This is a genomic window from Myxococcus guangdongensis, assembly GCF_024198255.1.
Classification (GTDB): Bacteria; Myxococcota; Myxococcia; order Myxococcales; family Myxococcaceae; genus Myxococcus; species Myxococcus guangdongensis.
The window spans coordinates 909,866-933,572 of sequence record NZ_JAJVKW010000001.1 but is presented as its reverse complement, the minus strand read 5'-3'; the positions used below and the strand labels follow the sequence as shown (position 1 = coordinate 933,572).

Sequence of the window (23,707 nt, the reverse complement as noted above, 5' to 3'; positions counted from 1 at the left end):
GACACCGGAGCCTTCTGTCCTCAGCGCACCGGGTGATTACTGATTCACGCGGACGGGGGCCGCCGTCTTCCGGACCGTCGGGATGCCCACCTCGAGCGTGGACCAGTAGGTCAGCGCGGCCAGCCGCTTCACCTTCTCGACCAGCTGCTGGTGGCCCGTGGGGTCACCGCCGCCGCCCGACGCACCACCCGGGTCTCCGTCCCGCAGGTCGGCGACGCCCAGGCAGCCCTCCTTGTCCGTCCTGGGGACGCAATCGGTGAGCAGCTCCACGTCACCGACGTAGAGCTGTCCGCCCGACTGCTGCGCGGAGGTGCTGCCCTCCGAGGTGCCAACCTCCTCCGAAGAGGTCTCCTCCTGGGCGCCCCGCGTCGCGTTGGCATCGCGGTTGGTCTGGCCGACGATTTCATTGCGGCTGACGTCCACCAGGTAGGTGGTGAGCCGCTGGGGGTTGGCCCGGTCGCGGAGGATGACGCGGACGAGCGCACCCTTGGGCGCCTTGCGCTGAATCTGCTCGGTCGACGGAACCGTCTCGATGTGGCGGCACGCCGCGACGCCGAGCAGCAGGGGAACCAACAGGAGGACTTTCTTCATGGGTATTCGAGACTCTGGGATGAGACGAGGCAACTACTCGAAGAGGAGCACCTGGCGGACCCAGGCGCTTCCCCGGCTGCGGAGCCAGTCCTGTCGTGCATCGCGAAGGACGCGGGCCGCGGGCAGCCCCTCGCGAATGCGCGCCAGCACCGGCTCGAAGAAGTCCGACGCCTCGGCGTCGGGAATCTCCTGCGTGGCGGCGAGCACGGCCCGGGCGCCGGACTCGACGAACGCCACCGGCAGGCCGAACGTTTCGTGGAAGTACGCCTTGCTGTGCGCGGCATGACACGCCGCGAGCAGCACCACGGGCCGGCCCTCGAGCCGCTCCCCGTGCAGGTCCGAAGCCGTCAGCGCGTAGCGGCCGCCCTGCGCCTCGGGGGACAGCACGAGCAGCGAGCCATCCACGGCGCTCGGGTCGACCACGCCGTGCGCGTGAATCTGCACCTCCGTGGCCTCGCGCATCGCCTGCAGCACGTGTGACGGCGTGGCGGAGGCGCCTCGCAGGGTGGCCAGCGTCGCGTCCTCGTTCTCCGAGGGGCGCCAGGCGCGCAGCGAGGGCAGGCGCAGCTCCGCGGGGGCGTTCACATCCGCGACCACCAGCCGGCGCGAGGGCTGTCCGGTGGGCTCGGCGGGCGTCGGTCCCACGCGGTAGGCCCAGGCGACGTCCGGCGGCAGCAGGTCCGGCTTGCCGAGCACGGGCGGCCGCGCGAGAACGTCCACATGCGGGCAGTCGCGCAGGGCCGCGGCGAGGCGCTCGGGGACCAGCCCCTCCACGCTCTCCAGCCGCTGGCGGCGCTGGGTGTCGAAGTGGCCGACCCATCGCCCCGATGCGTCGCGGGCCACCAGGGCCGTGCGCTCGTCGTCCACGGTGACGCCCAGCGCGCAGCGCTCGGGCAGGGGCAGGGCGCGCTCCTCGGCGAAGAGGGCCATGGCCCGCTCCAGCTCCTCGTGTCGGGAGGCGTCGAGGATGAGGGACGTGAAGCTGTACACGCGCGCCTTGCGGGCGTTGACGTCCGACGCCACGAGCGGCGCCGCTTCATCGATGGCCTGACGCAGTAGCGCCTGTCCCCGACGGCGGTCCTGCTCGACGAAGAAGCGGCCCTCGATGTGGCGCAGCATCGCGCCCTCGCCCGCGGTCTCCAGTCGGGCCGGCGTGGCCCTGAGCGCCTCCAGGCCCCGCGTCAGCACCTCGGTGTCCTCGGCGCGGCGAGCCTGCGTGTGGGCCAGGTCCGCGATGGCGAAGGCGCGCGCCAGCGAGGGCGGATTGCCACAGCGCGCGGCGCGGTCCAGCTGCTCCCGGGCGCTGGTGAAGTCGAGCGTGCGGTGGAACGCGAGCGCGAGGTTGACGTAGGCCGACTCGTGGTCGGCGCAGCGCTCGGGCAGCCGCTGGATGTTCTCCTCCAGGTAGGCGCGCGCCAGGGACAGGTCTCCATGGAAGAGGGCCACCTGGCCCAGCTCCTGGAGCAGCCTCCACTCCTTGGTCCACTCATGCCCCGCGCGGGCTCGCGCGAGCGCCAAAAGTCCGTGCGCGCGGGACTCGACGGGGCGGTGGAGCTGCCGCTCCACGAGGGCCAGGTTCCGCTCGAGCTCCAGGCAGCGGTAGTTGAAGCGCGCGCCGGGAGGACAGGTGCGCAACGCCTCGGCCAGCCGCGTGCGTGCTTGCGGAACCTGACCGCGCTGGAGGTCCGCGCGGGCCTGGCGCTCCTCGGCGAGCAGCGCGAACCACGGGTCCCGGGTGGCCAGCGCGAGCTCGCGGTACTCACGCTCGTGCTGCCGCAAGTCCTTGGGGAAGAGCAGGGCGCCCAGGAGCAGGTCCTCCTGGCGGGCCTCGCGCAGCTTCACGATGAAGGCGTCGAGCTCGGTCGGAGACAGCGCGTTGCGCGTCAGCCGCACGTAGTCCGCGACGAAGGGCGCGCGCGCCGGGAAGTCCGTGCGGGCCGCGCGCAGGAGGGCGTCCTCCAGGTGCGTGCCGCCGTCCACGGTGTCGAGCTGGCGGGCCAGGGGGCGCAGCGACTCGACGCGCTCGGCGGAGGTGGCGGTGCGCAGCGCATCGTAGAAGCACAGGCGGGACAGGCCGGGGTGCTGCTCCACCTGGGCCTGGGCGAGCACGGGACCGCCGGCCACCATCCGGTCGCAGTCCTCCTTGGTGCCCTTCCATCCCTTGCGCTGGGTCTCCTCCTGACGACGCAGGTCGGCGGCGCGCTCGGCGGCCTCCTGGCTCCAGCCCGGCTCCTGCTGCGCGGCCACCTGCTCGAAGGCCTCCGCGGCTTGCAGGGACAGTCCCAGCTTCTCGAGCGCGAGGCCCCGGTTCCACAGCGCCTGGGGGTGGCCGGGCTTCAGCTTCAGCGCGCGGTCCACCAGGGCCAGGGCCTCTTCGTGGGCGCCGCGCTGGAGGGCGAGCGCCGCGCGGTCCGAGTCCAGGTCGGGGGACGCGGGCAGCTTGTCGAGGAACGCGCCGGCCTGGGCGGGGTCTCCGCGCAGCAGGTACGCGGACGCGATGCCCCGCTCGTCACCAGCCTCCTCCAGCTTCGCCAGCTCGCGCAGGGACAACGCGCGGGGCGAGTTGCCGCCGCTGCGCATCACCTCGTAGGGACGATGGCGGTCGGCGCCCGGATGGGTGAGGCGGGCCTCGAGCGTGCGGCCCGGGTCCTGCCCCAGCCACAGCTCGGGGGAGGTGGAGGACGAATCGGTCCGCGTCACGAGAACGAACGCCGCCAGGCCCGCGGCCAGCGCCAGCGGCACCACCATCATCCAGCTCCGGCGCCGCTTGAGCTGGGGAGGTGGAGGGACGAAGGCCAGCGTGGCGTCCCCGGGTTCGTGCAGGGCGTCGTCGGCGAGGAGCTCGAGCGCGAGCAGTTCCTTCATCCGTGTTTCGCACGCGGCGCAGCCGGTCAGGTGGTGGCGGAAGTTCTCCGCATCCGCCGGCACCAGCTCGCCGTCGATGAAGGACTCCAATCTGTCGCACTGCTCGGTCATGGTCTGGCCCTGCCTTCACTCGAGGCGGCGCCCGGGGTCAGCAGACCCCGCAGAGCCTGCCGCGCCTCGCTGAGCCACCGTCCCACCGTTCCTTCGGGCGCATCCAACCGCTGTGCGATGGCCCGATATCGAAGTCCCGCCACGTGAAGCCGGTAGGCCTCCTGGAGGTGGGGAGGCCGGAGCTTGTCGATGGCCCTCTGGAAGTCCTCGCGGCTGACCTGCTCCCACTGCTCGAGGGCGGCGGGTTCGCCGGAGGATTCCAAGTCCTGCACCACACGCAGCGCGGGGGCCCCCAGGACCTCGGTGCGTCTGCGACGACAATGGTCCAGGAAGCGGTTGCTCAGCGTGGTGCTGAGCCACACGCTGACCGCGCCTGGGTTCTCCGCCACCAGCCGGTCGAAGTTCCGGTAGGCGCGCTCGAGGGTCTCTTGCACCAGGTCCTCCGGGTCGATTCCACCCCCGGAGCACAGGCGTCGGGCAAGGCGAAGCAGCCCCGGTCGTCGCGAGCGTGCAAAAGCATCGAACTGGCGGTGCTGCCCGTCGTCCATCGTGGCGCGAACCCCTACACCCATCTTCTCATGTCGTTCCACCGGTGGAGCGCCCCCTCCGTACGATGTGAACGCGTCGGAGAAAATCTCTTCGGTGGAGTGAGTCGTGACGCGTCGCGTTGCGTGTGGGTGCGGGTAAGGAAGGACTCACCTGGCCGAAGAGGGGAGGGTGATTTCCGCTCCCACGGTTCGGCCCAGGGTCGGTCGGGGCGCTTCAGTCCGCCGCTAAAGTCCAAGGGGATGGCCTGCTCCGACCGCATCCTGCTCGAGGTCCTTGCCCTGGTGCTCCTGGGGGGATGTACCGCCTCCACCCGGGCTGGGGTGCCAGCGGCCGGGATGACACATGCGCGGGGGCCCTGGGCCGAGGTCCCCGCCGTGGAGATGCCCACGGGGGACGCCTCCATTCCGATAAGCCTCCTGCGGGATGTGGCGGAGGCCTTGCTGAAACTTCCTGGCGCGAAGGCGTGTGACCCCGCGACACGGCGACCCATCCAAGGTCTGTCCACGGAGTATTGCTCGACCGTGTACGTGGCGGGTGGGCGTGACTCCTTGTCCTGGCGAGTCGCGTCTCCCGTCCGCGGCAGTCACGCAGCCTGCAGGCCCTTCTTCGAGGTGGAGGATGAGGACTTCGCACCGTCAGAGGTGTGGGTCGTTGGGTACGTGCACAACCATCCCTGCGCGGCGCTCCCTTCCTCACAAGACCTTGGAGTGTGGCCGACGGATGCGTTCAAGCCGTTCGTCGCGATGGCGGAGGTGCGGTTGATTCCTGGCAACCCGGCTCCAGCGTTCTTCAAGGGCGCGGCCATCGAGATGGCCTCCGCGCTGGTGGCGGAGCAGCCCGATGGGTCACGCTTCATCCTGCGCTACTTTCCCACGGGCGAGGTGCAGCAGTGGAGCGAAGCCCGGGCGCGTTGGATCACCCTGGGCACGTGCTCGCCAATTCGTCCGCGTCCGCCCTTCAAGAGCGTGGTGCCTCAAGTGTAGTGCTTGTGGCTTGCGGTTACTCGAGGAGTAGGTGCGGGACATGCGCAAGGCACGAATGCTGGTGGGATGGGTCATGGCTCTCCAGGGGTGCGTGACGCCCGCATCGACCTGGAAGGGTGAGGTGGCCTGGCCCGACGAGGACTCCTCCGTCACGCTCGTCGAGCCCACGGAGGCAGGGGCCGTGCTCGCCGGGGCGGGTGCCATTCGGCAGGTCGTGAAGTCCCCTCCTGTTCCGAACCTGTTCACGGGGTGCTCGAGTCCGGAGCAGGGACTGGATGTCTCCGTCTTCTCAGGAGAGACACCTGGTTTGTACTTCGTGGTGCTGGAGCAGGGCTTCCACCGTTGCGGTGGCCCGAGTGGCCGCGTCCTGGATTGGTGGGAGGTCTACGCGGTGACCGCGCAGGGCGACGTGGTGGCGAAGGCTCCAGTTCCCGCGAGCGAGCCTCCTCCCTTGAGGCCCGCCCCTAGGACAGAGGACCCTGCTTCCCCCGTACCCCCCTCGCCGGTGGTGCCGGAGCCTCCTGCCTCGAATTCTCCTCGCCCGTGATGCGGGCCCCACGGCTCGTCTACTGAGGGTGGGGCAGGGCGGGCTTCAGCCCCGCAGGGATGCCACGAGTGCGGTCCAGTCCGTGTTCGCCGGAAGCCGTCCCTCGGCGTGCTCCGGACGTCCACCGCCCCGCCCGCCCGTGGCCTCAGCGGCCCGCTTGAGGAACGTGCCACAGCCGAACGTGGACGCGCTGCCCCGCGCGATGAGCACGGACAAACCCTCGGGCGCGCGACCCGCGAGGAACACCACCGCCTCCGGTCGGGCCGTGAGCCTCGCCGCCACGGCGCGCAGTTGCTCCGGTCCCGCGCCGTCGAGCACCGCCACCACCTGCTTGTCCGTCGACGCCTCCAGCGCCTGCGCCAGCTCCACCGCCGTGTGCTCCGCCAGCCGCGCTCGCGCCGCACCCAACGCCTCGCGGGCCTCGGTCAGCTCACGCCGCAGCTTCTCCACCACCGTGGGCACCTCGGCCGGTCCGCACGTGAAGGCGCGACTCATCGCCCTCAACACGCCCGCCTCCTCCCACAGCTCACGCCGCGCGCGCGGCCCCGCCGAGAAGAGGACCCGCCCCTTGCCCTTGTAGCGCTCCACGCCCAACACCCGCACCATCCCCACCTGTCCCGTGCGCGTGCAGTGCGTCCCGCCACACGGCGACACGTCGAAGTCCCCCACCTGGATGACGCGGATGTTCTCCGTCACCTTGGGCGCACGCCGAAGCGGCAGCGCCGCCAGCTCCTCCGGCGTGGGGAAGAAGGCCCGGATGGGCAGGTCCGCGTCGATGATGGCGTTGACGTGCGCCTCCGCCTTCGCCACGAGCTGCTCGTCCAACGTCTCCTGGTCCGTGTCGATGGTGCACGTGGCCCCCAGTCGCGACGACACCGTGGCCGCGCCCGCGATGTCCATCAGCGCCCGCGACAACATGTGCTGCCCCGTGTGCAGCGACATGTGCACCCGCCGCCGCTCCGAATCCACCACGCCCTCCAGCTCCACCCCGAGCCCGGGAAGCACGCCCTCGACCAGGTGATGCACCGTCCCCGCGTCGTCCACCTGCACGTCGCGCACGGGCAGCCCACCGAGCACACCCTGGTCCCCCATCTGTCCACCCGCCTCCGGATAGAAGGCCGTGCGGTCCAGCACCACCGAGGGCGCGCCATCCCACGCGCCGTGGCCCACCACCCGCGCGGTGAATCGATGGAGGAAGGGGTCCGCGTAATCGAGGCGCTCGGTCTTCATGGTGCGCGGGAAATAACACGGCGCTGAAACTCCCGCGCCGCTCGCGTCACTCCTTGCGTGCGAGGGCATCGCCCCTCGTGCCGCCAGGCCTCCAGGCAGGAAGCCGGGCGTGCCGCATCCATCCCACTCCAGAGGTCCACCATGAAGCTCCGCGCTCCCGCCCTCCTGGCGGCCGCCGTCGTGTTCTCGTCCTTCAACCCCGCCCTCGCCGGTGACGAGCCCACGCCCGACTGCGACAAGCAGCCCAAGTCCGCTCGTGCCCAGCCCAAGCTCATCTCCGCCACGCCGCGCGCCGAGGCCCCCGCGCTGGGGCCCCGCGACGCCCAGGTGACGGTGGAGGTGTGGAGCGACTTCCAGTGCCCCTTCTGCCAGCGCGGCGCGACCACCGTCGAGGGCCTGCGCGAGCGCTACGGCGACAAGATTCGCATCGTCTTCCGAAACATGCCGCTGCCCCGCCACGAGAACGCGAAGCTCGCCGCAGCCGCCGCCATGGCCGCCCACGAGCAGGGCAAGTTCTGGCAGATGCACGACGTGCTCTTCGACAACCAGGGCGCCCTGGACCGCGCCTCGCTGGAGAAGTACGCCAAGGCGCTCGGCCTGGACGTCGCGAGCTTCAAGCGCGCGCTCGACACCCAGGCCTGGGACAACTACGTGGAGGCCGACCGCCTCGAGGCCCAGCGCCGCGGCATCGTCGGCACGCCCACCTTCTTCGTCAACGGCACCGGCGTGACGGGCGCGCAGCCCATCGACACCTTCGCCACGCACATCGACGCCGCGCTCAAGCGCTGAAGCCGCTTCAGGCCGGGTCCCACTCGACCAGCAACTGCCGTGGGCCCCGGTGCAGGAAGTTGGGCAGGTAGCGGATGGCCTCGCCCGGCGCCAGCCGCAGCCCGGGCAGCCGCTTCAACAGCAGCTCCATCGCCAGCCGCACCTCCATCCGCGCCAGCGGCGCGCCGATGCAGTAGTGGATGCCCATCCCGAACCCCAGGTGCTTGCCCACGTCCGGGCGGCGGAGCACGCCCTCTCCAGGCGAATGGAACACCCGCTCGTCCCGGTTCCCCGACGCATAGAGCACGAGCAGCCGCGCGCCCTCGGGCACCTCCACGCCGCCCAGCGTCACCGCGCGGCGCGTGGTGCGCATCATCCCCTGCACCGGCGCGTCCAGCCGCAGTGTCTCTTCAATCGCCCGGGGGATGCGGCCCGGGTCCTCCTGGAGCTCGCGCAGCCGCTCCGGCGCGCGCAGCACCCAGACGAGCAGGTTGCCCAACAGGTTCGACGTCGTCTCGTGCCCGGCGAAGTGCAGCATCGAGATGAGGCTGATGAGCTCCACGTCGCTCAACGGCGGCGTGTCCTCGTGCCGCGCCTCGATGAGCGCGCTGATGAGGTCATCGGTGGGCGCGCGTCGCCGCTCGGCGATGTGGCCCGCCAGGTACTTCTGGATGGAGACGAGCCCCCGGGCACACTCCACCTGCCGCTCCACGGGCGCGTTGCCCGCGGACATCACCACCAGGTCCTCCGTCCACTGCTTCAGCCGCGTCACGTCCGAGTCCGGCAGCCCCATGATGGCGCCCACGACGCGCGCGGGCAGCGGGTAGCCCAGCGCCTCCACCAGGTCCGCCTCCCCCGCGTGGGCGAAGCCGTCCAACAGCTCCGTCGCAATCGCGCGCACGCGCGCCTCCATCGCGCTCAGGCGATGCGGCGCCAGGGCCTTGGTGACGATGACCCGCATGCGCGTGTGGTTGGGCGGGTCGTCGTCCACCAGCGCGGGGACCTGGGGGTAGCCCTCCGCCAGCACCGCGAGCACCTCCGGCGCGGGCGGCACCGGATTGCGGAAGGCGTTGGCCGACAGGAAGTCGTCCGGGTTGTGCACCACCGCCTTGATGTCCTCGTAGCGGGAGACCACCCACAGGTGCATCTCTTCGCTGAAGTGGACGGGGGACTCGTGGCGCAGGCGCTCGTAGAGCGGATACGGGTCCTGCACGTAGCGAGGCTCGAAGCGGCTGGCGAAGGCGGGCGGCGAGGAGGACATGACGGTCTCGTTGAACAGTCGCGTGGAGGCTCAGACCGTGCCCGGCTGCGACTTCGGCGGGGTGGGGACCGGGCCGGACAGTCCGGGCAGGTGCATGTCGAGCGGAGGGATTCGGGGGAGCCGGACGGTGAAGCGCGTGCCCGTCTGGGGCGAGGTCTCCACGTCGATGCGTCCCTGGTGCGAGGTGATGATGCCGTGCACCACGGCCAGCCCCATGCCCGTGCCCTCACCTGCGGGCTTGGTGGTGAAGAAGGGCTGGAACAGCCGCGCGCGCACCTCGGGCGTCATGCCGTGCCCGGAGTCCTGGATGCACAGGATGGCCTCGTCGGCCTCCATGCGCGTGCTCAGGAGGATGCGCCCTCCGGAGGGCATGGCCTGCGCCGCGTTCATCAAGAGGTTCACCACCACCTGCGCCAGTTGCCCCGGACGGCCGAGCAGGCGCGGCAAATCCCCCAGCGTCACCTCCACCTCGCAGCGCGACTGCACCTGCGTGCGGGTGATGCGCAGCGCGACGGCGATTTCCTCGTTGAGGTCGTACTCCTCCAGCGCGCCCGGGTCTCCACGCGCGAAGCGCCGCAGGTCCGCGACGATGGCCACGACGCGCCGGATGCCGTCCGCGGTGGCGGGCAGCACGTCGTCCACGTACTCCTGCAGCTCCGGCGGCAGGTTCTTGCAGGCGCGCAGGTCCATGAGCAGCGCGTTCACGTTGCTCTTCACATAGCTCATGGGGTTGTTGATTTCGTGCGCCACGCCCGCGGCCAGCATGCCCAGGCTGGACAGCCGCTCCTGCTCACGGGCGCGCCGGTGGGCCATCTCCAGCTGCTCGTGCGCCCGGGCCAGCTCGTCGTGCTGGCGCGCCAGCTCCCGCAGCGTCGAGTGCGTGAGGAAGACGCGGCCCTCGGAGAGCGCGTACGTGAGCACCGACAGCAGCACGAAGCAGGCGGCGACCTCGGGCGGGGCCCCGTCCCAGAGCGCCACGCCCGACACCATCGCCAGCATCACCCCGAGCCGGCGCCGGGCCCCGGAGTCCGCGAAGCGGTCCACCCACAGCGCGTTGAGCGGCAGGTACAGCCACACGGGCAGCTCCCAGTGGCTCACCACGCCGTAGAACACGGTGCCCAACATGTTCAGGATGAAGCGCGAGGCCTCGGCGACCCGCGTGTGCCGCGAGAAGAAGCCCCGCGCGAGCACCACGTTGGCCCCCGTCACCACGGTGAAGCCCACCGTCACGACGAGCGCCTCGTGCCACCGCCCCCAGAGGCTGGCGACGAGCAGACCGTGGATGAGGAGGCACGCCAGCAGGGTGAAGCGCTTGAGGCGGCTGTTCACCCAATCCGCGTCGACCTCCGGGGCCATCACGCCTCGCCCAGCCCCGGTCGAACACTCGGCGCGCTCTCCGCGCGCATGGGCAGCTCCAGGCGCAGCCGCTGCGGGCCGCCCACCTCCGCCACGAAGGACAGCCGTCCGCCGAAGCGCTCCAGCAGTCCCCCCACCACCTTCAGGCTGTCGTCGGCCAACAGTCCTGCGAAACGCTCGATGATGGACACGGCCTGCTCGGCCGGGAACGACGGGTCCGCCACCTGGACCTTCAGGACGAGCGCGGCGTCGGTGGGGCTCACCTCGGCGCTGACGCCCTGGGGCGCGGCGCGGAACGGGGCGTAGAGCTGGGCCATCGTCTCGCGGTGGCGCAACAGGCCCGACAGGTACGTCACCAGCTCCGCGTCATCCCAGGGCTTGCTGATGAACCGGCAGATTTCGCCCTCGTTCACCGACGCCACCACCGACTTGAAGTCGGCGTAGCCGGAGATGATGAGCCGCAGCGCCAGCGGGTGGCTGCGCTTGATGCGCTGGAGCAGTTCGCTGCCCGTCATCCCCGGCATCCGGAAGTCCGTCAGGATGATGTCCGGGCTGAAGGTCTTCAGCCGCTCGAGCGCCTCTTCTCCGTTGAACGCGAGCTGGACGTCGAAACCCTCACGCTTCAGCAGCCGCCTCAAGGCGTGCGCCACCTGCGGCTCGTCGTCCACCACCAGCACCTTGTATGCTTCCATGACGCCTTGGCTCCTCTGTCACGTCACTCTAGTACGCAGTCCCGGAGAAAGTGTCAGGACCTGAATACTGGGTCACACCTGCACCTGCTACAGAGTGGGAGTCCCCGAAATGAACGTGAGTGGTGTGTGGAGGCGAGGCGGGGCGCTGCTCGTGTTCGCGGTGGTGTTGACGTCCTGCGTCCAGCGGGAGGAGCCCGGGCTGGAGCGGGTGCGGAGGGCGGGAGAGCTGCGCTGGGGCGCGGACGCGCAGGGCGGCGAGCCGTACGCCATGGAGGACCCGGACGTGCCCGGGCACATGCGCGGCTTCGAGGTGGAGCTGGCGGATGCGCTGGCGCGGGAGCTGGGCGTGCGCGCGCGCTTCGTGCAGAACGACTGGTCCAGCCTCATCCCCTCCCTGGAGCGGGGCTCGTTCGACGTGGCGCTCAACGGGATTGAGGTCACCCCGGCGCGCAGCGGACGCATCCTCTTCACCCGGCCGTACTTCATCTTCCAGCTGCGGCTGCTGGCCCGGCGGCAGGACGACAGCGTCACGGGGCTCTCCTCCTTGCGTGGAAAGCGGGTGGGGACGCTCGCCAACTCGCAGGCGTGGGACCTGCTCCAGCGCGAGGGCATCCAGGCGGTGCCGTACGAGGGCGTGGAGGAGCCCTACATCGACCTGGAGCAGGGGCGGGTGGACGCGGTGCTGATGGACGACCTCATCGCCCAGCGCTACGGCCAGCCGAGGCCCGGGCTGCGCGTGGTGGGCGACGTGGGCGAGGGCTACTACGCCATCGCGGTGCGGCCCGGGGACGAGGATTTGCGCGCGGCGCTGGACGTGGCGCTGGGGCACGTGGCGCGCTCGGGGGAGCTGCGGCGCATCTTCGCCCGGTGGAACATCGACAGCGCCCAGCAGCAGAAGATGGTGGAGTGGACCGACGCGCAGACGCGCGAGGTGCTGTCGCAGACGAGCACGGCGAAGCTCGGCTGGGGGCAGGCCCTGATGTTCCTCCAGGCGGCGCTGGTGACGCTGGTGGTGTCCGTGGGGGCCATGGCGCTCGCGGTGCCGCTGGGCGTGGGGCTGGCGCTGGTGCGCCTGTACGGGCCCCGGGGGTTGTCGGGGGCGGCGTCCTTCTACGTGGAGGTGTTCCGGGGAACCCCGGTGCTGTTGCAACTCTATGTCCTGTACTACGGGCTCGCCGGGGTGCTGCGGCTGGATGCGCTGAGCGCGGCGGTGCTGGGGCTGGGGTTGAACTACGCGGCCTACGAGGCGGAGGTGTATCGGGCGGGCGTGCTGGCGGTGCCTCGTGGACAGATGGAGGCGGCGTTGGCGCTGGGCATGTCCACTCCGCTGGCGCTGCGCCGGGTGGTGTTCCCCCAGGCGTTCCGGGTGGCGCTGCCGAGCGTCACCAACGACTTCATCGCGTTGCTCAAGGACAGTTCGCTGGTGTCCGTCATCTCCGTCGTGGAGCTCACCAAGCGGATGACGATTACGGCGGTGGATGTTCGCAGTTGGTTGTTGCCTGGGGCGTTGTGCGCGGCGCTCTACCTGGCGATGAGCTACCCTTTGTCTCTCCTGGCGAGGCGGTTGGAAGCGAGGTTGGCGCGCGGATGATTGAGGTGAAGGACCTGTGCAAGCGGTACGAGGGTCGCATGGTGTTGGACGGCATCAGCGCGTCCTTCGCGCCGGGGGAGGTGGTGGCGCTGGTGGGCCCCTCGGGCGGCGGCAAGAGCACGCTCTTGAGGTGCCTGAACGGGCTGGAGCCCTTCGACGCGGGCTCCATCCGGGTGGGGGACGACGTGCTCGGGCCCGGCGCGTCGCGAGCGCGAGGCGCCTCCGTCTCCAACATCCGCCGCCGCGTGGGCTTCGTCTTCCAGCAGTGGCACCTGTTCGCGCACCGCACCGCGCTGGGCAACGTCATCGAGGCGCCCCGGCACGTGCGGGGCCTGGACGCGAGGGCCGCCACGGAGCTGGGGCGCGCGCTGCTCGCGAAGGTCGGCCTGTCCCACCGCGAGGACGCCTATCCCTCCGAGCTGTCCGGCGGTGAGCAGCAGCGGGTGGCCATCGCCCGCGCGTTGGCGATGGAGCCCGAGGCGCTGCTCCTCGACGAGCCCACCAGCGCGTTGGACCCGGAGCGCGTGGGCGAATTGGTGTCGCTGTTGTCGCGGCTGCGCGAGGACGGGCTCACGCTGGTGGCGGTGACGCACGAGATGCGCTTCGCGCGCGAGCTGGCGTCGCGCGTGTTGGTGCTGCACGGTGGACGCATCCTCGAGGAGGGGCCTTGCGCGCAGGTGCTGGAGCGGCCCCGACATGAGCGCACCCGGACCTTCCTGGGACTGTCCCGGGAGTCGCCGGGCCCGGAGCCGGAGGTGGCCTCGTTGGAGACGGGCAGAAGCGGCGTCACCCCGCTGTTCCCCGCCGCGACCGCGAGGGAATGAGATGCGCTCGGAAGTGCTGCTGACGGAGGTGGGATGGGGCGAGGGGCCGAGGGTGCTCCTGCTGCCCGGCCTGGGGGCGAGAGGCTCCGGCTTCCGCGCGCTCGCCCAGGCGCTGGCGCCCCGGTGTCGTCCCGTCCTCGTCGAGTACCCGGAGGGCACGCACGCGGCGGTGGGCGCGGGGGCGCTCGCCCGGCAGGTGGCGCACGCGGCGGGCGCGGTGGACGCGGTGGTGGCCAGCTCCTTCGGTGGGATGGTGGCGGCGCACCTGGCGGCGGCCGGCGTTGCTCGCGGCGTCGCCTTCCTGGGGGCCTTCACGCGCACCACGCATCTGGGCGCGCGCGGTGTGCTCATCGGGATGATGGGGCCCATCGCCGTGTGGGCGCGTCCCGGCGTGGTCGCCGCGGGGCTGGCCGCGTGGAAGCCCGTGCCCTTCTCGCAGGTGGCGGAGGTGGTCCCCACGACGGTGTTGGAGCGCCGCACCACGTGGCATCGCGCGCTCGCCATCCAACGCGAGGCGCACCCGCCCGAGCTGCGGCGGCTGGACGTCTCCTGCCTCTGCATCCAGGGCGACCGGGACGTGCTGGTGCCGCCTTCCTCGGTGGAGCGACTGCTGCAATCGCTTCCGCCGGGGACGCCGCACCACGTGTTGAAGGGGGCGGGGCACGTGCCGTACTTCACCCACCCGGAGGCCTGCGCGGAGCTCCTGGCGCCGTGGCTCGCGAAACTGACGTCGACTCCGAGCGTGTCGGCGGCGTGACCTGGGCGGTGGGCCCCGGGCGCCAGCGTGAAAGGGAGTGTACGTGACGGCGGTGTGCCGCTACCGTGCGGCCCGAATGCCGAAGCGCTTCACGGGTTGGTTCGTCGTCCTCGTCGTGTTCTCCACCGGGCTCTGCTGGGCTGCTCCCTCCGGACAGGATGCGGGCCCTCCGTCCGAGGCCGTGCTCGCGGCGCCCGCGCCGCCTCCCGACGCGGCGACCGCCGAGTCCGAGCGCCCTCGCTCCGTGCTGTTGCTCGGCGACAGCCTCATCGCCACGGGCTTCGGTGACTACCTGCTGGCCCGCCTGGAGGCGCATCCGACGATTCGCGCGTCGCGTCGGGCCCGCTCCTCCACGGGGCTGGCCCGTCCGGACTTCTTCGACTGGATGGCCGTGGGCGAGGAGGAGGTGAAGCGCCACCAGCCGGACGTGGTGGTGGTCATCCTCGGGGGGAATGACGGCCAGTCACTGTTGGAGCGCGATGGCAAGAAGCCCGTCCACTGGGGCAAGCCCGAGTGGGAGGACGTCTACCGTCAGCGCATCGACTCCTTCGCGAGCGTGCTCGCCGCGCCGGGACGGAAGCTCATCTGGCTGGAGCTGCCCGCGACGGGGCTCAAGCGCTTCGAGCAGAAGCTGAGCCTCATCCGGGGACTCCAGCGCGAGGTCATCGGCTCCCGCGTGGACGCGCGCTACGTCGACACGCGCTCGTACTTCACGGACGACAAGGGCAAGGCCCTGCTCCAGGCGCGCGTCGAGGGGTTCCGCAAGCCGATGAAGCTGCGCATGAGCGACGGCGTGCACTTCACCATCGCGGGCGGTCGCTACTTCGCGAGCAAGGTGTACCCCGAGGTGCTCGAGGCGCTGGGCCTGCTCCAGGGGTAGCGCGCGCTGGCCCCACGTCAGTGGGAGTGGTGCGACGAGCCGGACTCGCCGGAGATGGAAGAGCCGCCGCTGGGAATCAGCCGGCGCACCGCGCGCAGCAGCAGCTGCTCGTCGCGGGGATTGGCGAGGAAGCCCCGCGCGCCCAGCTGCCGTGCCCGCTCGAAGCCCTCGTCGTCGGACGTGCCGTGGACGATGAGCGCGCCCTCGATGTGGACCTCGCCGGCCAACAGGCCCTCCATGGCCTGCAGGGGCGCGAGCACCACGTCGTTGGCGCGGGTGTGGAGGACCTCCAGCGGGGTCGCGACCCGGGCCTGATAACCGCTCCGCGCCAGCTGCCGCGAGATGAGCACGGCGGTGACGGGAGGCCAGCCGTAGAGCAGCAGGTGTCCCCCCGGCGCGGGCACGGGCGTGGCCGCGGGCTCGGCGGGCTCCTCGAAGCCGTACAGCTCGGAGAGCGCGTGGGTGATGGCGGGGTCGGAGGCCACGTAGGCCTCGACGCGCGGCTTGCCGGTGACGGCGCGCACGGCGTCCACGGCCTCCAGCGACACGGGGGCGGGCAGGGCGATATGGAGCACCTCGCGCTCGCCCTGCTCCATGGGCACCAGCTCCACGCGCAGCGGCACCGCGCGGTACTGCCGGGCGATGCGCGCGGGCAACAGGTCCGCCATGCCGCGCTCGGGAGGTTGCAGGTCCAGGTCCACCGCGCTCACGCCGAGCTGCGCCGACAGGCCGCGCAGCACGTCCGCCTCGGTGCACACCCCCTCGCGCACCAACGCGCGTCCCAGGGGGACGTGCGTCTCGTGGTGGTGGACCAGTCCCACCCGGAGCTGGGCGCGGCTGAGCACCCCCATCTCCAGGAGGATTTCTCCGAGCGGACGTCTGGCGCTGGATTCCATGGAGAGGAATCTTCACGCGCGGCCGCGCTTCGCGAGGGACGGGCGCGCGTCCGCCCGGCCGGCTGCTCGGCCCTCAACCTCGCTTGGCGAACACGCGCTCCCAGGCCTCTTCCTGGAAGCCCACCACCACCGCCGAGGGCGTGACGAGCACCGGCCGCTTCACCAGCTTGCCATCGGCCGCGAGCCAGGCCCGCACGTCCGCTTCGCTCGCCGCGTCCACCTTCGCCTTGCCGAGCGCCCGGTAGCTCAGCCCGCTGGTGTTGAGCCACTTGCGCACGGGCAGGCCGCTCTTGGCAATCCACGCGTCCAGCTCGGCGAGGGTGGGGGGCTGCTCCACGATGGGGCGCACGCGGGGGGCAAGGCCTTGGGCCTCCAGCCACTTCAGCGCCTTCTTGCAGGTGGAACAGCCCGAATAGGAGAGCACGAGGAGGTCGTTCGCCATGGCGCGCGCTTCTATCAGCCCGGGCGCGGTTTGCGGCGCGCCTCGGCGCCGTGCTAGCGCGCCCAGACATGCACCTGTCCGCCTCCGAGTCCGTGAAGCGCCTCCTGTGGGCCGTGGTCCTGGGGTTGTCCGTCACCGCGTGTTCCTCCACGCCCGAGAAGCCCGGGGTGGTGCCCGGCGGTGACGACGGAGGGACGCCGGGGGGCGCAGACGGCGGGCCCGTCATCGTGGTGCCCGAGGACGGCGGCACCGTGGTGACGGGGACCCTGGCGGGCACGCTCACCGAGGCGGGCTCTCCCTACCGCGTCGTCGGGGACGCGGAGGGCGTCGTCACCATCCCCAAGGGCCAGGTGCTCACGGTGGAGCCGGGCGTCATCCTCGACTTCAAGGGGCGCCCCGACGTCACGCAAGCCGACGTGGACCCCGGCGCGGCCGACAGCGTGATGAACCACCACCAGGGCCGCGTGGAGGTGCGCGTGTACGGCGGCATCCAGGTGCGCGGCACGGCGGACAAGCCCGTGCTGCTCACCTCCACCAATCCCCACGGCTGGTGGGGGATGAACTTCTTCGGCGACGGCTCGGTGGGCGACGGCGACCCCGTCTTCGAGCACATGGTCTTCGAGAAGGTGAAGAAGAACGACTACAACGGCAACCGCGACAGGACGCGCGGCGCGCTGTGGGCCTACTACCCGGGGCCGGTGACGATTCTCCACGCGGTGTTCCGCGACAACGAGGTGTCCGCCAAGTGCGGCGCGTTGGACTTGATGTTCACCGTGGGCTCGCGCGTGGAGGACTCCCTCTTCGAGAACAACCGCACCAAGGACGTGGACCGCTTCGCGCAGGACGGCACGTCCTCCATGGCGGGCGGCGGGGCGATGTGCGTGACGCACGGGCGTGACTCGGTGGTGCGCGGCAACACCTTCCGTGACAACACCCTGGAGGCCTACCGGGGCGCCACCGACAGCTCGCTCGCGCAGCGTCCGCTGCTCGCGTGGCCCAACGCGCAGGGCCTCTACGATTTGGGCGGCGGCGGGGCGCTGCACTACTTCCAGCCCAACAATGATTTGGTGGAGGGCAACGTCTTCGTGGGGAACACCGTGACGCGCGGGCCGGCGGCGGCCATCTACCTGGAGGACGTGGGCACGCGGGGGCTCACCCTGCGCGGCAACCAGTTCGTCGGCAACCGCGCGGGCGCGGGCGCGGTGGTGGTGTGCAACCGCGGCAGCGGCGGCGTGGAGCTGGTGGTGGCGGACGACAACGTCTTCCGTGACAACCAGGTGGACGGCCGCGCGGCGGCGAACGTGTCGGGCGACTGCACCACGGCGACGAAGTAGCGCTACTGCGGCGGCTCGGTGCCGGTGAGCGCCTTCACCACGCGGCGCGCGGCGCGGCCCAGCCTCACGCCCGCGCGGTGGTGGAGCTTGGGGAGGAAGGCGTGCGTGGAGCCGCTGGCGGGCTTGAGCAGCTTGAGCTCCCCGCGCCGCAGCTCCTTCGACGCCAGGTGCTCCGGCAGCCACCCGTAGCCCAGGCCCTCCAGAATCGCCGCCTTCTTCGCCGCGAAGTCGTTGAGGTGCACCGTGGAGCGCAGCTCCAGCGACACGGTGCTCAACTGCAGCCGAGGGTCCGAGCCGCGCACCGTGAGCAGCAGGTGCTCGGACAGCTCCTCTTCACTGATGGCGCCGCGACGCCGTCTCGCCAGCGGATGGGAGCGGTGGGCCACGAGCATCGCCTCCAGCTCCGGCAACGCGTAGCTCTTCAGCCCCGGGAGTGCAGGCGGCAGCACCGACACCATGAGGTCCGCGTCGTCCCGCGTGAAGGCCGCCTCCACGCCCGCGAGGAACTCCGACGACACATGGAAGCGCGTGCCCGCGCCCTCCGCCCTCAGCGCCTTCACTACGCGTAAAAGCGGCTCGGCCGGGAAGACACCGTCGAAGACGATTCGCAACGTGGGCTCCCACCCCGCGCGTATCTCCGCACATGTCGCCTCGAGGTCGCGCTCAACTGCCAATAACTTCCGGCAGTGCTCCAGCACCCGCTCCCCCGCGGCCGTCAACCGGGTGCGGTAGCCCCTGCGGTCCAGCAGCTCCAGCTCTGTCTGTCCCTCGAGCGTTCGCAGGGTGTAGAGCACCGCCGTGTGCCCTTTTCCGAGCGCCTGGGCCGCCGCCGCGAAGGTGCCATGTCGTGCGAGAGCATCCAGCGCGCGGGCCTGTTCGAGGGTCACGTTCATTCCCCGCATTGTGCACGTCCCTGACAGTCATCGCTGACCCACCGTCACAACTGTAACTGTGACGCAATGCGGCTTACTTGTGAGATGCGGCTTGTTCTAGATTCAACGCTCCACTCGACGGAGGGGTTTATGACGGGAAGGCTGAGTTGGGCCCTGGCGGCAGCGGTTGCACTGGGTTCGGCGGGCGCGAGCGCGCAGGAAGCCGCGACGTACAGTGCGCCGACAGGTTTGGAAGTCACCGTCGGACTCGGGTTCCAGGCCGGCGTGGGTCACGTCTACAAGAATGGCCTGCGCCTGAACCAGACCATCGGTGATGTGAAGCTCAGTGACGCGGCCAACGGCGCGGTGCCCGTGGTGGCGGAAGTGGGCTACCGGGCGACGCCGAACTGGTTCATCGGTGCCTACGGCAGCTACACGTACATCATCACCAAGGAGAATCCGTACTCCTGCTTCGAGGGTTGGGAGTGTGCCGCCTCGCAACTTCGCTTCGGTCCGCAGGTGCAGTATCACTTCTCGCCCACGGCCTCGTTCGACCCGTTCGTCGGAATGGGCTTCGGCATGGTGATCCTGCGCAACGAGAACTCCGGCCCCGTGCAGACGCAGGCCGGGACGGCGAACCTGAAGCTGAAGAGCAGCACGCGGGGCCCCGAGTTCGTCAACGTCACGCTGGGTGGCAAGTGGCGCCTGGGCCACTCGCTGTCGTTCGGCCCCTTCCTGACGGCCACCTTCGGGCGCTACACCACGCGCTCGGGCGACACCACGCTGACGCTGCCCTCGCCGCTGCCCACCACCACCACGCCGCTCGGCTACGCGGAGGACGGCACGTACGGGGCGTTCATGCTGGGCGTCCGAGGTAGCTGGAACATCTGAGCTGAGTGAAGTCGGGGGCACGCGTCGGCGCGCCCCCACCATGACGCGGAGTGCGCAACGCTCCGCGTCGCACCTTTCGAACAGGAGGTGCGGAGTCCTTTGCGAGATGCGCCAGGGCCGTCCCCCGCGCCAGAGTACGGGGCGGAACCTTCATCTCGAGAGGAGTCGCCCATGGTTCGGAAGTGGTGGTGTGGCGCATGGAGTATCGCGAGCGCGGTGGCCATCCTGGGAGCACCGCTGGCGAGTGCCCAAGCCCTGAACGCACCGGTCTGGCAACGACAGTTCGGAAGCGCCGCGGATGAGCAGGCGCTGGCCGTGGCCTCGGTGGGCAACGCCGTCTATGTCGCGGGGTTCACCGGCGGGCAGCTCGGTGAGGAGCCCTCGGCGGGCGGACAGGACGTCTTCGTCGTGAAGCAGGGCGTGGACGGCAAGGTGCACTGGGTGCGTCAGGTCGGCACGGCGATGAATGACCGGGCGATGGCGGTGACGGCGGACGCGGCGGGCAACGTCTATGTCGCTGGCTACACCTGGGGCAGCTTCCTGCCGTACGTGAACAAGGGCGGCGCGGACTTCTTCGTGCTGAAGCTCAGCGCGTCGGGCGTGTTGCAGTGGGTATGGCAGGAGGGCACGGCGACGGATGACTTCGCCACGGGCCTCGCCGTCACGCGCAAGTCCGGACAGGATGGCCTGTTCCTCGCGGGCTATTCGCTGGGTCGCATCGACGGCACGCCGACGCCGGGCAACTACGACGTGGTGGTGGCGAAGCTGGACACGGGCGGCAACCCGTACTGGATGCGTCAGTTCGGCAGCTCGCGCGGCGACGTGGCCCTGGGCGTGGCGGTGAGCGCGCGCGAGGAAATCTACCTGGCCGGCTACACGCAGGGCAGCCTCGACGGCGTCACGTCCACGAACAACACGGTGGACCTGTTCCTGGCGAAGTACGACGTGGCCGGCAATCAGAAGTGGGTGCGGCAGCTCGGCTCGAACAGCGACGACTACGGCACGGGCGTCGCCGTGGATGCGTCCGGCGCGGCCTACGTCTCCGGCTACACCTTCGGCGCGCTCGACGGGAATGTCCGGGTGGGCACCTACGACGCGGTGCTGGTGAAGTACGACGAGGCGGGCCACAAGCAGTGGACGCGGCAGCTGGGCACCACCACGACGGACTACGCGCAGGCCGTGGCGGTGGGCGCGGATGGACGCGTGCACCTGGTGGGGCACACGTCGGGCGCGCTGGACGGCAACGTCGTGCTGGGCGGCAGCGACGTGTTCGTCAGCTCGTACGACACCTCGGGCAAGCCCCTGGGCACGCGGCAGGTGGGTTCGAGCGCCTCCGACCGGGGACAAGCGGTGACGGTGGGCGCCGACGGCGGTGTGTACGCCGTGGGCTACTCCTGGGGCAGCCTGCCCGGGAACGTCAACGCGGGCGGCTTCGACGCCACCGTGTTCCGCTTCTAGTCACGGAGCGGGTCCGAGCGTTCGCCAACAACCAGGTGAGCGCTCGGTGCGGGCTGCTTCCCATCCTGTCCCCATGCGGGGTGGGAAGCAGGTTCCTCCTGACAGGCGCGAGGGGCGTTGTACGTTTCCGCGCGAGGTGCGCAAGGAGCGGGTGATGGCGGACGACGCGGCCGAGCAGACGGCGCGCTACAAGCGCGAGGCGGCGGAGGCGGCGGTGGAGCGCTTCTTCCATGGGGGCATGCGGGTGGGCCTGGGCACGGGCAGCACCGCGGCCTTCGTGGTGCGCGCGTTGGCGGCGCGGCGTGAGCGTGGGCTGCTGCTCGATGTGCTCGGCGTCCCCACCTCGCTCGCCACCGAGGCGCTCGCGCGGGAGCTGCGGGTGCCGCTCACCACGCTGGACGCGCATCCGGTGCTGGACGTCACCATCGATGGCGCGGACGAAGTCGCACCGGAGCTGTCCGTCATCAAGGGCGGTGGTGGCGCGCTGCTGCGCGAGAAGATTGTCGCGCAAGCCAGCCGCCGCGTCGTCATCGTCGCGGACGTGGCGAAATTGTCACCGAGGCTCGGCACGCACGGGCCCGTGCCGGTGGAGGTGCTGCCCTTCGGTTGGCGCTCGCAGCGGCTTTTCCTCGAGTCGCTCGGCGCGCGCGTGACACCTCGCGCTCACGCGGACGGAACCGCCTTCCACACGGACCAGGGCAACCTCGTGCTCGACTGCGCCTTCGGTCCCATCGACGCGCCGTCATCCCTCGCGGCGCGCCTGGACGCGCGCGCGGGAGTCGTGGGGCACGGCCTGTTCCTCGGCCTCGTCACGGACCTGGTCGTCGCGGGAGCCTCGGGCGTGGAGCACCGCGTGCCTCCTCCCTGAGTCAACACCCGCCGCCCGCGCGCGGTGTGCTTGTCCGCTCGGAGCACGGGCCACCCGGCGCGCTGTGTGTGGGTGGGCAGGTGTCGCGTGGGTCCACTCCCACTCCATGCGCGCAGGCTTTGCGCGTGTGGGGCGCGATGTGGACGTAGGCCACTGTCGGGCGCGCGGGAGTCTTTCTCGCGGGCTTGGAAGAGCGTGGAGCGCGGCCCTCACTGAACTCACCAAAAAGTCCGGAGGACGCGACAGCGCGCGCGGTTAGACTTCGCTGCGTTCCGGCGCTTCAAGAGGGGGTTTCCAGGGGCTGCTGGCTCAGAGGGTGCCTTTCGTATGCGAATCGTCCGTTCCTGCATTCCCGCGGCGCTGCTGTTGGTGACCGCATCCTGCACAGGCGACACATCCGGCGGAGATCCTCCAGAGGTCACGGAGGCCGCCCCCGCGCGCGTGCGCCGCATCACCCGCGCCGAATACGACAACAGCGTCTACTCCATCGTGAAGAACCCCACGCCGGTGCCCATGGCGCAGCTGTTCGCGCCCGAGGACACGCTGTTGGGCTTCACCACGCATGACCGCCTGCAGGTGACGCCGCTGCTCGCGGACCAGCTCGACAGCGCCGCGGAGCGCAACTGGGGCCCCGTCGCGGTCAACAACCTGGCCAGCGAGTACGAGTGCGCCGCGGGGAAGAACGAGGAAGACTGTGCCCGCGCGTTCATCCGCGCGCTGGGAGCCCGGGCCTTCCGTCGCCCCGTGGTGGCCGACGAGGAGGCGGACCTGCTCGCGCTGTGGAATGCGGTCCGCAAGGACACGAGCCCCAAGGCCGCGGCCGAGTACGTCATCCAGGCCGTGCTGACGTCGGCGTCCTTCCTGTACCGCACGGAGCTCGGGGAGACCGGCGCGCCCGCCAACAAAGTGGTGTGGCTGACGCAGCAGGAGATCGCCTCCTCGATTTCATTCGCCATCACCGGCGCGCCGCCGGACACGGAGCTGACGGCCGCCGCCGCCGCGGGCGTGCTCAAGTCCGCGGATGTCCGCGAGTCCCACGCGCGCCGCCTGCTCAAGACGAAGGAGTCCCAGCAGTACCTGCAGCGCTTCGTCATCGAGTGGCTGGGCCTGTCGGGCCTGGAGAGCATCAACAAGAACAACCAGGTGTTCCCGGACTTCAGCGTGGCGTTCAAGGACTCCAGCCGCACGGAGACCTTGACGTTCATCAACCACGTGCTCGCCAACGAGGGCGCCTCCATCAAGGAGCTGCTCGGCGCCAACTACACGTTCGCGGACGGGCGCATGTCGCTGTTCTACGGCACGACGCTGACGCCGGATGGCACCACCGGACGGGTGCCGCTGCCGGCCAACCGCGTGGGCATCCTCACCCACGCCAGCGTGCTGACGACGTACGCGCTGTTCGACTCCAGCTCGCCCATCCGCCGGGGCAAGTTCGTCCTCACGCGCCTGTTGTGCCGCGAGGTGCCGCCGCCTCCGCCGTCCATCATCATCATCCCGCCCGCCGTGGACCCCACCGCCACGACGCGCGCCCGCTTCGCCGCGCACACCAACAACCCGGCCTGCGCGGGCTGCCACCGCGACCTGGACCCCATCGGCTTCGGCATGGAGGACTACGACGGCCTGGGCAAGTACCGCACCGAGGAGAACGGCCTGCCCGTGGATGCCAACGGCTCGGTCGTCACCGAGGACGGGACGCACCCCTTCACCGGTGGCGCCGCGCTCGCGCGCTTCCTGTCGGAGAGCCCGGACGTGGCCAACTGCGTGCCGCTGCAGCTCTTCCGCTACGTCATGGGCCGCGACGAGGACACCGTCGACGCCAGGACGCTGGAGGACATGCGCAGGAGCTTCCGCGCGGACCCGAAGCTGAAGCTGGGCGACGCGCTCGTGGCGCTCGTCCGCTCCCCCTATTTCGTCCACCGGCGCACCACTTCCCCCGAGTAG

21 protein-coding genes are annotated in these 23,707 nt (G+C 70.8%); 11 read left to right on the top strand and 10 right to left on the bottom strand.

Annotated features, from left to right (window positions below; all coding sequences use genetic code 11):
• Nucleotides 1-36: 36 nt before the first annotated feature.
• Genes LXT21_RS03750 through LXT21_RS03740 form a run of 3 tightly spaced genes read right to left on the bottom strand, consistent with a single transcriptional unit; the run spans nt 37 to nt 4,115 of the window.
• Nucleotides 37-591 carry a hypothetical protein gene (locus LXT21_RS03750; RefSeq protein ID WP_254036698.1) on the bottom strand — a complete coding sequence of 185 codons (555 nt, stop codon included), beginning with the start codon at nt 589-591 and terminating at the stop codon, nt 37-39.
• Nucleotides 592-624: 33 nt separating this feature from the next.
• Nucleotides 625-3,567, bottom strand: coding sequence for a tetratricopeptide repeat protein (locus LXT21_RS03745; RefSeq protein WP_254036697.1), 2,943 nt, complete (start codon nt 3,565-3,567; stop codon nt 625-627).
• Entirely contained in the window at nt 3,564-4,115 is a 552-nt protein-coding gene (locus LXT21_RS03740) for an RNA polymerase sigma factor (RefSeq protein WP_407666964.1), read from the bottom strand. Before LXT21_RS03740 ends, LXT21_RS03745 begins: the two co-directional genes overlap by 4 nt.
• Before the next feature lie 708 nt (nt 4,116-4,823).
• Between LXT21_RS03740 and LXT21_RS03735 the strand changes: the two genes are divergently transcribed.
• Nucleotides 4,824-5,099, top strand: coding sequence for a hypothetical protein (locus LXT21_RS03735; protein ID WP_254036696.1), 276 nt, complete (start codon nt 4,824-4,826; stop codon nt 5,097-5,099).
• Between the two features lie 592 nt (nt 5,100-5,691).
• Here the strand turns inward: LXT21_RS03735 and LXT21_RS03730 are convergent.
• Nucleotides 5,692-6,876, bottom strand: coding sequence for an alanyl-tRNA editing protein (locus tag LXT21_RS03730; RefSeq protein ID WP_254036695.1), 1,185 nt, complete (start codon nt 6,874-6,876; stop codon nt 5,692-5,694).
• Nucleotides 6,877-7,017: 141 nt separating this feature from the next.
• Here LXT21_RS03730 and LXT21_RS03725 point away from each other — a divergent pair, with 141 nt between their 5' ends.
• Nucleotides 7,018-7,665, top strand: coding sequence for a DsbA family protein (locus tag LXT21_RS03725; RefSeq protein ID WP_254036694.1), 648 nt, complete (start codon nt 7,018-7,020; stop codon nt 7,663-7,665).
• Between the two features lie 7 nt (nt 7,666-7,672).
• On the opposite strand, the gene LXT21_RS03720 is transcribed toward LXT21_RS03725, so the two are convergent.
• From LXT21_RS03720 to LXT21_RS03710, 3 genes are read right to left on the bottom strand one after another with little or no spacing between them, the layout of a single operon-like run.
• On the bottom strand, nt 7,673-8,905 hold the full coding sequence (locus LXT21_RS03720; RefSeq protein WP_254036693.1) for a cytochrome P450: 1,233 nt from the start codon (nt 8,903-8,905) through the stop codon (nt 7,673-7,675).
• A 30-nt stretch (nt 8,906-8,935) separates the two neighbouring features.
• On the bottom strand, nt 8,936-10,261 hold the full coding sequence (locus LXT21_RS03715) for a sensor histidine kinase (RefSeq protein ID WP_254036692.1): 1,326 nt from the start codon (nt 10,259-10,261) through the stop codon (nt 8,936-8,938).
• Nucleotides 10,261-10,953 (bottom strand): response regulator, encoded by a 693-nt coding sequence (locus LXT21_RS03710; RefSeq protein ID WP_254036691.1) that lies wholly within the window; start codon nt 10,951-10,953, stop codon nt 10,261-10,263. The genes LXT21_RS03715 and LXT21_RS03710 overlap by 1 nt, the downstream gene beginning before the upstream one ends.
• Before the next feature lie 109 nt (nt 10,954-11,062).
• Here LXT21_RS03710 and LXT21_RS03705 point away from each other — a divergent pair, with 109 nt between their 5' ends.
• From LXT21_RS03705 to LXT21_RS03690, 4 genes are all read left to right on the top strand, one after another.
• Nucleotides 11,063-12,544, top strand: coding sequence for an ABC transporter substrate-binding protein/permease (locus tag LXT21_RS03705; RefSeq protein ID WP_254036690.1), 1,482 nt, complete (start codon nt 11,063-11,065; stop codon nt 12,542-12,544).
• Nucleotides 12,541-13,368, top strand: coding sequence for an amino acid ABC transporter ATP-binding protein (locus LXT21_RS03700; protein ID WP_254036689.1), 828 nt, complete (start codon nt 12,541-12,543; stop codon nt 13,366-13,368). The genes LXT21_RS03705 and LXT21_RS03700 overlap by 4 nt, the downstream gene beginning before the upstream one ends.
• Before the next feature lies 1 nt (nt 13,369).
• Nucleotides 13,370-14,125 (top strand): alpha/beta fold hydrolase, encoded by a 756-nt coding sequence (locus LXT21_RS03695; protein WP_254036688.1) that lies wholly within the window; start codon nt 13,370-13,372, stop codon nt 14,123-14,125.
• 76 nt (nt 14,126-14,201) lie between these two features.
• Nucleotides 14,202-15,005 carry an SGNH/GDSL hydrolase family protein gene (locus LXT21_RS03690; RefSeq protein ID WP_254036687.1) on the top strand — a complete coding sequence of 268 codons (804 nt, stop codon included), beginning with the start codon at nt 14,202-14,204 and terminating at the stop codon, nt 15,003-15,005.
• A 17-nt stretch (nt 15,006-15,022) separates the two neighbouring features.
• Here the strand turns inward: LXT21_RS03690 and LXT21_RS03685 are convergent, their stop codons facing one another.
• Together LXT21_RS03685 and LXT21_RS03680 are read right to left on the bottom strand one after the other, a co-directional pair.
• Nucleotides 15,023-15,901, bottom strand: coding sequence for a GspE/PulE/PilB domain-containing protein (locus tag LXT21_RS03685; protein ID WP_254036686.1), 879 nt, complete (start codon nt 15,899-15,901; stop codon nt 15,023-15,025).
• Between the two features lie 73 nt (nt 15,902-15,974).
• Nucleotides 15,975-16,343: a Spx/MgsR family RNA polymerase-binding regulatory protein gene (locus LXT21_RS03680; RefSeq protein ID WP_254036685.1), complete on the bottom strand. Its 369-nt coding sequence runs from the start codon at nt 16,341-16,343 to the stop codon at nt 15,975-15,977.
• A 68-nt stretch (nt 16,344-16,411) separates the two neighbouring features.
• Between LXT21_RS03680 and LXT21_RS03675 the strand changes: the two genes are divergently transcribed.
• Entirely contained in the window at nt 16,412-17,677 is a 1,266-nt protein-coding gene (locus tag LXT21_RS03675) for a right-handed parallel beta-helix repeat-containing protein (protein ID WP_254036684.1), read from the top strand.
• A gap of 2 nt (nt 17,678-17,679) precedes the next feature.
• Here LXT21_RS03675 and LXT21_RS03670 read toward each other — a convergent pair whose 3' ends face one another.
• A complete protein-coding gene (locus LXT21_RS03670) occupies nt 17,680-18,570 on the bottom strand; it encodes a LysR family transcriptional regulator (protein ID WP_254036683.1) in 891 nt (296 codons plus the stop codon).
• 129 nt (nt 18,571-18,699) lie between these two features.
• Here LXT21_RS03670 and LXT21_RS03665 point away from each other — a divergent pair, with 129 nt between their 5' ends.
• The 4 genes from LXT21_RS03665 (at nt 18,700) to LXT21_RS03650 (ending at nt 23,707) form a co-directional block, all read left to right on the top strand.
• Nucleotides 18,700-19,440 (top strand): outer membrane beta-barrel protein, encoded by a 741-nt coding sequence (locus LXT21_RS03665; protein ID WP_254036682.1) that lies wholly within the window; start codon nt 18,700-18,702, stop codon nt 19,438-19,440.
• Between the two features lie 171 nt (nt 19,441-19,611).
• Nucleotides 19,612-20,898 (top strand): SBBP repeat-containing protein, encoded by a 1,287-nt coding sequence (locus LXT21_RS03660; protein WP_254036681.1) that lies wholly within the window; start codon nt 19,612-19,614, stop codon nt 20,896-20,898.
• Between the two features lie 154 nt (nt 20,899-21,052).
• Nucleotides 21,053-21,766, top strand: a complete 714-nt coding sequence (gene rpiA, locus LXT21_RS03655) for a ribose-5-phosphate isomerase RpiA (protein WP_254036680.1) — start codon at nt 21,053-21,055, stop codon at nt 21,764-21,766.
• A gap of 327 nt (nt 21,767-22,093) precedes the next feature.
• Complete coding sequence (locus tag LXT21_RS03650) at nt 22,094-23,707, top strand: DUF1588 domain-containing protein (protein WP_254036679.1); 1,614 nt, start codon at nt 22,094-22,096, stop codon at nt 23,705-23,707.